This window comes from Azospirillum sp., from assembly GCF_035627195.1.
Lineage (GTDB): Bacteria > Pseudomonadota > Alphaproteobacteria > Azospirillales > Azospirillaceae > Azospirillum.
This window is the reverse complement of the sequence record NZ_DASPMG010000378.1, coordinates 1-8,030: the sequence shown is the minus strand read 5'-3', so window position 1 is coordinate 8,030 and position 8,030 is coordinate 1. Positions and strand designations below refer to the sequence as shown.

The 8,030-nt window shown below is 71.5% G+C and carries 6 protein-coding genes and 1 tRNA gene; 5 read left to right on the top strand and 2 right to left on the bottom strand.

Annotation, left to right across the window (positions count from 1 at the left end; genetic code table 11):
- The first annotated feature begins 48 nt into the window (after window positions 1-48).
- Together VED21_RS33075 and VED21_RS33070 are read left to right on the top strand one after the other, a co-directional pair.
- Window positions 49-139, top strand: a tRNA-Ser gene (locus VED21_RS33075).
- Window positions 140-283: 144 nt separating this feature from the next.
- Window positions 284-952, top strand: coding sequence for a TetR/AcrR family transcriptional regulator (locus VED21_RS33070; RefSeq protein ID WP_324890168.1), 669 nt, complete (start codon window positions 284-286; stop codon window positions 950-952).
- 11 nt (window positions 953-963) lie between these two features.
- Here the strand turns inward: VED21_RS33070 and VED21_RS33065 are convergent, their stop codons facing one another.
- The gene (locus VED21_RS33065) at window positions 964-3,855 is read right to left on the bottom strand and encodes a M10 family metallopeptidase C-terminal domain-containing protein (RefSeq protein ID WP_324890166.1); all 2,892 of its coding nucleotides are present in this window, start codon (window positions 3,853-3,855) and stop codon (window positions 964-966) included.
- Between the two features lie 713 nt (window positions 3,856-4,568).
- On the opposite strand from VED21_RS33065, the gene VED21_RS33060 reads away from it, so the two are divergent.
- The 3 genes from VED21_RS33060 (at window position 4,569) to VED21_RS33050 (ending at window position 7,300) form a co-directional block, all read left to right on the top strand.
- A complete protein-coding gene (locus tag VED21_RS33060; RefSeq protein ID WP_324890164.1) occupies window positions 4,569-5,558 on the top strand; it encodes an NAD-dependent epimerase/dehydratase family protein in 990 nt (329 codons plus the stop codon).
- A 35-nt stretch (window positions 5,559-5,593) separates the two neighbouring features.
- Window positions 5,594-6,961 (top strand): flavin-containing monooxygenase, encoded by a 1,368-nt coding sequence (locus VED21_RS33055; protein WP_324890162.1) that lies wholly within the window; start codon window positions 5,594-5,596, stop codon window positions 6,959-6,961.
- 69 nt (window positions 6,962-7,030) lie between these two features.
- Complete coding sequence (locus VED21_RS33050; RefSeq protein WP_324890160.1) at window positions 7,031-7,300, top strand: DUF1289 domain-containing protein; 270 nt, start codon at window positions 7,031-7,033, stop codon at window positions 7,298-7,300.
- Between the two features lie 4 nt (window positions 7,301-7,304).
- Here VED21_RS33050 and fbaA read toward each other — a convergent pair.
- Window positions 7,305-8,030, bottom strand: a 726-nt coding sequence (gene fbaA / locus VED21_RS33045; protein ID WP_324890158.1) for a class II fructose-bisphosphate aldolase, incomplete at its 5' end; no start/stop codon positions are given.

Here is an 8,030-nt window from a genome sequence, read left to right as displayed (position 1 = left end):
CACGGGGCTTGCACACCGGCGTCGCTATCGTTATGTTCCGGGCTCCGCGGAGGGGTGGCCGAGTGGTCGAAGGCGCTCGCCTGGAAAGTGAGTATACCCCAAAAGGGTATCGAGGGTTCGAATCCCTCTCCCTCCGCCATTTCCCCCTGAGGGATCGACGCCCGGCGTCTCCCCGGCTTGCGGGAAAGCCACGTTCCCCACATTCGTGAAAACCGGTTGCCCAAGCCCGGCCGTGGCGTCACCTTCCGGCGTGGCATCGGACGGCGAGAGGGGCACGCGATCCTTGGCAGAGACGCACGACGCGCGCGAGACGCACGACGCACACGGCGGGAGCGGGGGCGGGCGCGGGAAGGACTGGCGCAAGCAGGACATCGTCGCCATGGCCGCCGAATGCTTCATGGAAAAGGGCTATCACGCCACCAGCGTCGATGACGTCGCCCGCCGCCTGGGCTGCACCAAGGGGCGGATCTACCACCACTACGCCTCCAAGACGGACCTGTTCTTCGCCGTCCACCGCGAGGGCATGGCCCGCCTGTTCGAGGCCGTGGAGCCGGCGGCGCGCGCGCCGGGCGACGGGCTGGCGGTGCTCACCGCCATGCTGCTTGCGCACGCCCGCGCCATGATGGACCACCACGCGCTGGAAACCGTGGTGGCGCAGGGCGTCCAGGTGCACCGGTTCGGCCCCACCACGCCCGACCAGCGCCGGACGCTGGACGAGCTGATCGCCAGCCGCGACGCGTTCGAAGGGCTGTTCAAGCGCCAGCTCGCCGCCGCGCGGGCCGACGGCACGCTGGCCGACCTCGACCTGTCGGTCACCGTCAAGGTGCTGCTGGGCGCGCTGCAGTGGTCGATCTACTGGTACCGGCCGGACGCCGACGACAGCCCCGCCGCCCGCGACGCGCTGGCGGAGAAGATGGTGCGGCCCCTGGTCGAGGGCCTGCGCCCGCGCTAGATGCGCCCGCGCTAACTGCCCAACACCAAGATGTCCGTGTGCGTCAGCATGCGGACGTTCAGCGTGGCAACGGTCACCGCCGCCCCGGCGCCGCTGCCGTCGGCGTCGAACGACAGGGCGCCGGTGCGCGTGTCGAACACGAACCGCGTGTCGGCCGACACCGGGTTGTCCAGCGCGAAGTTTGCCGCCGACACGGTGCCCGCCGGCAGGCTGCCGAAGTTCGGGCCGGATACGGCCATCCTGTCCTCGCCCAAGGTGAAGTCGGCGACCGCGTCCACCCCCTCGCCCGGCGCGCCCAGGCGGAACACGTCCGCGCCCAGCCCGCCGGCCAGCGTGTCCGCCCCCCGGTTGCCGGCCAGCACGTCGTTGCCCTGGCCGCCGAACAGCGCGTCGTCGCCTTGCCCGCCGAACAGGGTATCGCCGCCCAGATTGCCGTACAGCGCATCGGCGCCCAGGTTGCCGTACAGCACGTCGCCGTCCTGCCCACCGAACAGCGTGTCCCGGTCCTGCCCGCCGAACAGCGTGTCGAAGCCCTGGTTGCCGTACACCAAATCATCCTGCTGGTTGCCGTACAGCGCGTCGTTGCCCACGCCGCCGGTCACCGTGTCGGCGCCCTCATCGCCGAAGATCAGGTCGTCGCCCTCGCGTGAGCCGACGACATCGTCGCCGGCCCCGCCGCGCAGCGTGTCGTCGTCGGCGCCCAGCACCATGACCTGTCCTCCGCCGTCGCCCACCGCGTACTGCGACCCCGCCCCGCCGCCCAGCTGCGCGTTGCCGACCACCACGACGAAGCCGACGTTGTCGACGTTCAGCACGGTGCCGGGGGGCAGGCCGCGGGTGTCCAGCACCAGGGCTTCCGTGCCGGATCCGCCGCCGGTGATGGTGATCGGCGCGCCCGGCGCCGTTCCGCCGCCCACCGTCGGCGTGATCGTCCGCACGACCAGGGTGGTGGTCTCCGGCAGCGTCGCGGCATAGCCGGTGATGGCGCCGGTGAGCGGCCCGCTGCGCGACGGGTCGCTTTCCAGCGTGGCCAGCACCGTGGTCAGCGTGTTCACCGCGTCCGTCCGGCCCTGCGGGTTCTGCGGCCCGGTGGCGGACAGGCCGACGCCGGCCGGCAGCGTGGCGAACAGGGTCGGGCCGGAGGAGCCGCCGGTGATCGGCACCGGCACCGGCGTCCCGTTGCCGGGCGGGGCGATGGAGACCGACACGCTGGCGGTGGCGCCGCTGCCCGTGATCGTGGTCTGCACCGTGGTGCCGCCCACCGTCTCCGTGCGCGTGCCCCCGCCGTCGCCGCTTCCGCCGCCCCCGTCGGAGGCCGCGGGCGGGGAGGGCGGCGGGGCGATGTAGCGGCGGACGTCGGTGCCCGACAGCGTGAAGTCGCCCACGCCGAACGCACCGGTCAGCGCGATGCTCAACTCCGCCGCGTCGGCGGCGCCGTCGGTGTCGAGGTGCAGCGTGGTGACGCCGCTCACTGTGGCGCCGACCTGGACCGAGCCGGCGGTCACCACGCTCCCGTCCCCCGCCGTCACCGTGCCGGACAAGGCCGCCCCGGCCACGCGGATGACGTCGCCGGCGGCGAAGTCGGTGATGATGTCGGTGCCGTTGCCGCTGGCGGCGAAGGCGAACACGTCGTTGCCGGTCCCGCTGGTCAGCACGTCGTTGCCGGCCCCGCCGCTCAGCGTCTCGGCACCGCCGCCGGCCGCCAGCGTGTCGGCGTGGGCGGAGCCGATCAGCACCTCGACGCCGCCGATGGTATCGCCCTCGGCGTGGCCGCCCACCCCGGCGCCGGCGCCCAGGTCCACGACCACGCCCTCCGCCGATCCGGCGTAGGTCAGCACGTCCGTGCCGTCGCCGCCGGCCAGCGAGTCCGCGCCTGCACCGCCCACCAGCGTGTCGTTGCCCGTGCCGCCGTTCAGCGTGTCGTTGCCGCCGCCGCCTTCCAGCGTGTTGTCGGCCTGGTTGCCGGTGATCAGGTCGTTGCCCGTGCCGCCGCTGGCGTTCTCGATCAGCGACCGCGGGTCGCCTTCGAACAGGTAGGGGTTGGCCAGGTTGGCCGCGGCGTAGGCATCGGTGCCGACGTCCAGAAGCGCGTACTGCCCGCCGAAGCTGGACCACCCGCCCGGCGTCAGGTCGATGGTCAGGGCGGTGGTGTAGTTCGACAGGTTGTAGGTGTCGGTGCCGCCGCCGTCCCAGATCGTCGTCAGGACGACGCTGTGGCTGGGGTCGAAGGTGTAGACCGTGTCGCCGCTGCTGGTGGTCCAGTTGGGACCGTACAGATACTGGATGGCGGCGATGTCGTTCAGCATCGGCCCCGCCGGGTAGCTGCCTTCGGCGAGCGTATAGCCGCCCAGCGCCTGCCCCCGGAAGCTGCGATAGCTCATCACCGAGACTTCGACGGAATCCTCCGAAGCGGGGGCTGCCGGCAGGGCGCCAACGGTGTCGTGCGGGTGTTTCAGGCCCAGCGCGTGGCCGAACTCGTGCACCAGCGTGAAATAGGCGTAGGAGCCCGGCGTCCAGCCGGCGCCGGCAAGGGCGTCGCCCAGCTGGACGTCGCCGCCTTCCGGCTTGTCGGACGGGAAGTCGACCACCTGGGCGGTGGGGTTGTCCACCGTGTACCGATAGATCCGCAGGTCGCCGCCGGTCGGGCCGGACGCCCTGGTGAAGGTCAGGCCGGACACCGCGCTCCAGCGCGCCAGGACGGCCTCGACGGCACTTTGCGCCGCCCCGTCCAGGGTGCCGAAGGAGGCCTCCTCCACCCGGTTCTCCGCGTCGTAGTCCCCCAGGTCGCCGTACGCCGTGGGAAAGCTGTAGGTCAGCGCCGTGCCGTTCCACATGCTTCCGATCAGCGTGGTGTCGATCGCCGCGGTGCCACTCCCGCCGGTAATGGAAACGCCCGTCGCCATCGTTCTCCCAACCCCCGTCCGGCCGTGGGCGCCGCCACCAAACCGTGTCCGGCCCGGCGTGCCCTACCTCTTTAGATTGGGTTAGGCTGTACGCGAACAGCACGCGTTTGTGAACTGGGAAAGTGCTCGGCGCACAATCGCCAATTATCGCGAAATTTTCCTAAACAGTCGCCCAATGCAGCCCGGTCCACCGCCCCCGCGCCGCACCGTAGGTTGGGTTGAGCGCCAGCGAAAACCCAACGCCGTCTGCATCGCGTGCGCGTTGGGTTTTGCGGCTGGCGCCAAGAAAGCAACAAGGGCAGGCACTCCTCATAGCCCCTCCCCCTTGACGGGGGAGGGGTTGGGGAGAGGGTGGTTACGCCCGGCAGGGCGGAAGAGAGTCATGTTCCGCCTGTCGGCTCTCAGCGGATGCCAAAGGCATCCGCCTGACGCCGTCAGCGCTGGCTGAAGGCCAGCGCGAGAGGCGGCTACCCCCCTCTCCCCAACCCCTCTCCCGCCAGGGGAGAGGGGCTTTGTCCTATTGTCCCAGTTCCACCCCGCTGCGGATCGACGCGCCTGCGCCGGTGGGAACTCAACCCAACCCACGGTCCGCAGATCCGGAACCGGGCTCTCGGCCCGAATACCCCCAACCCGTGTGGCGTTGTAAAAAACCTACCGCGTAGTATGTTTTGCAAACGGCCGCAGCGCCGGCACAAAAGGGAGGGGGAACTGTCATGAGCCGGGTTCTTGTCACCGGGGCCGGCGGGTTCCTGGGCCGCCGGCTGGTCCGCGCGCTGGTCGCGGCCGGCGCGCTCACCCACCGGGACGGCCGCGCGCCGATCACGCACCTCACGCTGGCCGACCGCGCCCCCGTGAATGCCGGCGACGTGGGCGGCAGCACGGGCGGCATCGCCGTCGAGAGCGTCGCCTGCGATCTCGCCGACGCCGAACAGGTCGCGGCCCTCGCCGCCCGGCCGTTCGACAGCCTGTTCCACCTCGCCGCCGGCCTGACGCTGGACGTCGAGCGGGACCCCGCGCGCGGCTACCTCACCAACGTCGAGGCGTTGCGCCAGCTGATCGACCGCGCCGCGAACCGCCCCAGGGTGGTGTTCACCAGCTCCCTGGCCGTATACGGCGGCGACCTGCCGCCGCAGGTGGACGAGGGCGTGGCGCACGCCCCCACGACGACCTACGGCACGCACAAGGCGATCGCCGAGCTGCTGATCGCGGATTACAGCCGCCACGGCCGCATCGACGGCCGCGCGCTGCGCCTGCCCATCGTGCTGGTCCGCCCGGGGCAAAGCGCCGGCACGCCCACCGTGTCGGATCCGCCCGTATCGGACATGGTGGCGGCGATCCTGCGCGAGCCGCTGGCCGGGCGCGACGTGACCGTGCCGCTGGCGCCGGACACGCCGGTGCCCATCGCGTCGGCGGGTGCCGTGGCGGCGGCGCTGATCCGCCTGCACGACGCGCCGGAGGCGGAGATCCCCGCGCGCCGCGCCGTCAACCTGCCGTCGCTCACGGTCTCCGCCGCCGCCATGGCGGACGCCGTGCACGCACTTCCCGGCACCGGCCGGGTCGCGTACCGCCCCAACCCGCGGGTGCAGGCGATCGTCGGCGGCTGGCCCCGGCACCTCGTGTCCGGCGTCGCCGGCCGGCTGGGCATCGCTCCCGACCCCGACGTCGCCGCCGTCATCGCCGATTACCTGACCAACCGCGCCTAACCCACCGCTCTTGACCCACCGCAAAGGAGAGTGACGTGCCGGACGAGATCCACCACGACGGGGCTCATCTCCACCGGCCGTCCCCGGCCGCCGACTCCCGGCTTCCGCTGCGCGAGACCTGCATCGTCGGCGCCGGCTCCTCCGGCGTCACCGTCGCCAAGGCGCTGCACCAGCGCGGCCTGTCCTTCGACTGCTTCGAGAAGGGCTCCGACGTCGGCGGCATGTGGCGGTACGAGAACGACAGCGGCCTGTCGTCCGCCTATGCCAGCCTGCACCTGGACACCAGCCGCGACAACCTCGGCTACCCCGACTTCCCGATCCCGAAGTCGATGCCGGACTTCCTCTCGCACCAGCAGTTCCTGCGCTACCTGGAGGACTACGCCGACCACTTCGGCGTCCGCCCCCTCGTCACCTTCCGCACCGCGGTCGAGGCGGTGGAGCGGGAGCCGGACGGCCATTGGCGCGTGCGCCTGTCCACCGGCGAGGCGCGCCGCTACCGCACGGTGATCGTCGCCAACGGCCACCTGTGGAAACCGCGCCTGCCCGGTTTCCCCGGCGCCTTCGCGGGGGAGGCGCTGCACTCCCACCACTACCGCACCGCCCAGCCGTTCGAGGGCAGGTCGGTTCTGGTGGTCGGGCTCGGCAATTCGGCCGTGGACATCGCGGTGGACCTGTGCCGGCGCGCCGCCGACGTCACCATCTCCACCCGGCGCAGCGCCTGGGTGATGCCCAAGTACCTGTTCGGCCGGCCCATCGACCAGTGGTCCGGCTTCTTCTCGAAAAAGCTCGGACTGCCCACGCGCTGGACCCGCCGCATCATGGCCCGCCTCGTGCGCCTGGGCGTGGGTGACCAGAGCCGCTTCGGCCTGCCCAGGCCCGACCATCCCATGTGGCGCGAGCACGCGACGCTCAGCCAGGAACTGCTGCCCTACCTCGGCCACGGCTGGATCAGCGTGAAGCCCAACGTCCGCCGCCTGGACGGCGGCGACGTGGAGTTCGAGGACGGCAGCCGCAAGCGCTTCGACGCCATCGTCTACGCCACCGGCTACGAGATCGCCTTCCCCTTCCTGGACGCGGACGCGTTCGACCCGCAGGCGGAGGCCGGGCGCCTGTACCGCCGCATGGTCTCGCTGCGCCATCCGGGCCTGATCTTCGCCGGCCTCGTGCAGCCGGTCGGCCCCACCATCCCGCTGGTCGAGGTGCAGGGCCGCTGGATCGCCGCACTGCTGTCCGGCGCCATGACCCTGCCGGACCGCGCCGCGCAGGAGCGCGAGGTGGAGCAGCACCGCGCCCGCCAGCGCGAAACCTACGTGGACTCCGCCCGCTACGTGCTGGAGGTCGACTTCCGCACCTATGTCCGCCAGATGCGCGCCGACATGCAGGCCGGTCAGGCGGGAATCTGATGGGCGCCGCTTGCCGGGGGTGTGCGGCGCAACAGATTGGATAGCGCCCCGCCAACCCCCGCTCCCACGATGCCCGACCTTTCCAAGGACCCCTGCGTCAAGATCTGCAAATTCGACTCCGCCGGCCTGTGCCGCGGCTGCTTCCGCAGCAAGGCGGAGGTGCGCGGCTGGAAGCGCCTGCCCGACGACGACCGCCGCGCCATCCTGGCGCGCGTGCGCCCGCTGATGGACGCGGCCGGGAAGGGCGGCGGCAAGCGCCGGCGCAAGCTCGACAAGAAGATCGCCAAGCTGGAGAAGAAGCTGGAGGCCCTGCGCGCCGAACGCGGCGCGCTGGCGTGACGCCTCACCCCGCCGCCAGCGACTTTCCCGCCGATCCCAGATCGGCGAAGGCCTCGTCCAGGCGCTGGACGAGGCCCAGTTCGCCGATGCGCAGCCACTTGCGCGGGTCGTACAGCTTATTGTGCGGCTTGCCGGTCTCCGGGTGGATCTGGTGGCGGAACGCCGCCTCGTTCTCCAGCACGAAACGGCCGATGGCCTCGGCGAAGGCGAACTGGGTGTCGGTGTCGATGTTCATCTTGAACACGCCGAACCCCACCGCCTGCGCGATCTTCTCCTTCTCCGACCCCGACCCGCCGTGGAACACCAGCGGCAGCGGCTTCTTGCCCCCGCCGTGCCGCTCGCTCACCAGTTCCTGGGAGGCGCCGAGGATCTCCGGCCGCAGCTTCACGTTGCCGGGCGCGTAGACGCCGTGCACGTTGCCGAACGACGCCGCCACCGAGAAATGCCCGATCGGCGCCAGCACCTCATAGGCGCGCAGCACATCCTCCGGCTGGGTGTAGAGGCGGGTGTTGTCGGCGCGCTCCAGGTCTTCGGAGCCCACGCCGTCCTCCTCGCCGCCGGTGACGCCCAGTTCGATCTCCAGGCTCATGCCCAGCGGCGCCATGCGGCGCAGCACGCGCGCGCACTCCGCCAGGTTGTCCTCCAGCGACTCCTCCGACAGGTCGAGCATGTGGGAGCTGAACAGTGGCTTGCCGGTCTGGCGGAAGTGCGCCTCGCCATGGGCGATCAT

What these genes read in the sequence shown, in the direction of transcription:
- VED21_RS33050 (WP_324890160.1), top strand. Translation starts at nt 7,031, where the DNA reads ATGCCCGACCTTTCCAAGGACCCCTGCGTCAAGATCTGCAAATTCGAC.
- VED21_RS33065 (WP_324890166.1), bottom strand. Translation starts at nt 3,855, where the DNA reads ATGGCGACGGGCGTTTCCATTACCGGCGGGAGTGGCACCGCGGCGATC.
- VED21_RS33060 (WP_324890164.1), top strand. Translation starts at nt 4,569, where the DNA reads ATGAGCCGGGTTCTTGTCACCGGGGCCGGCGGGTTCCTGGGCCGCCGG.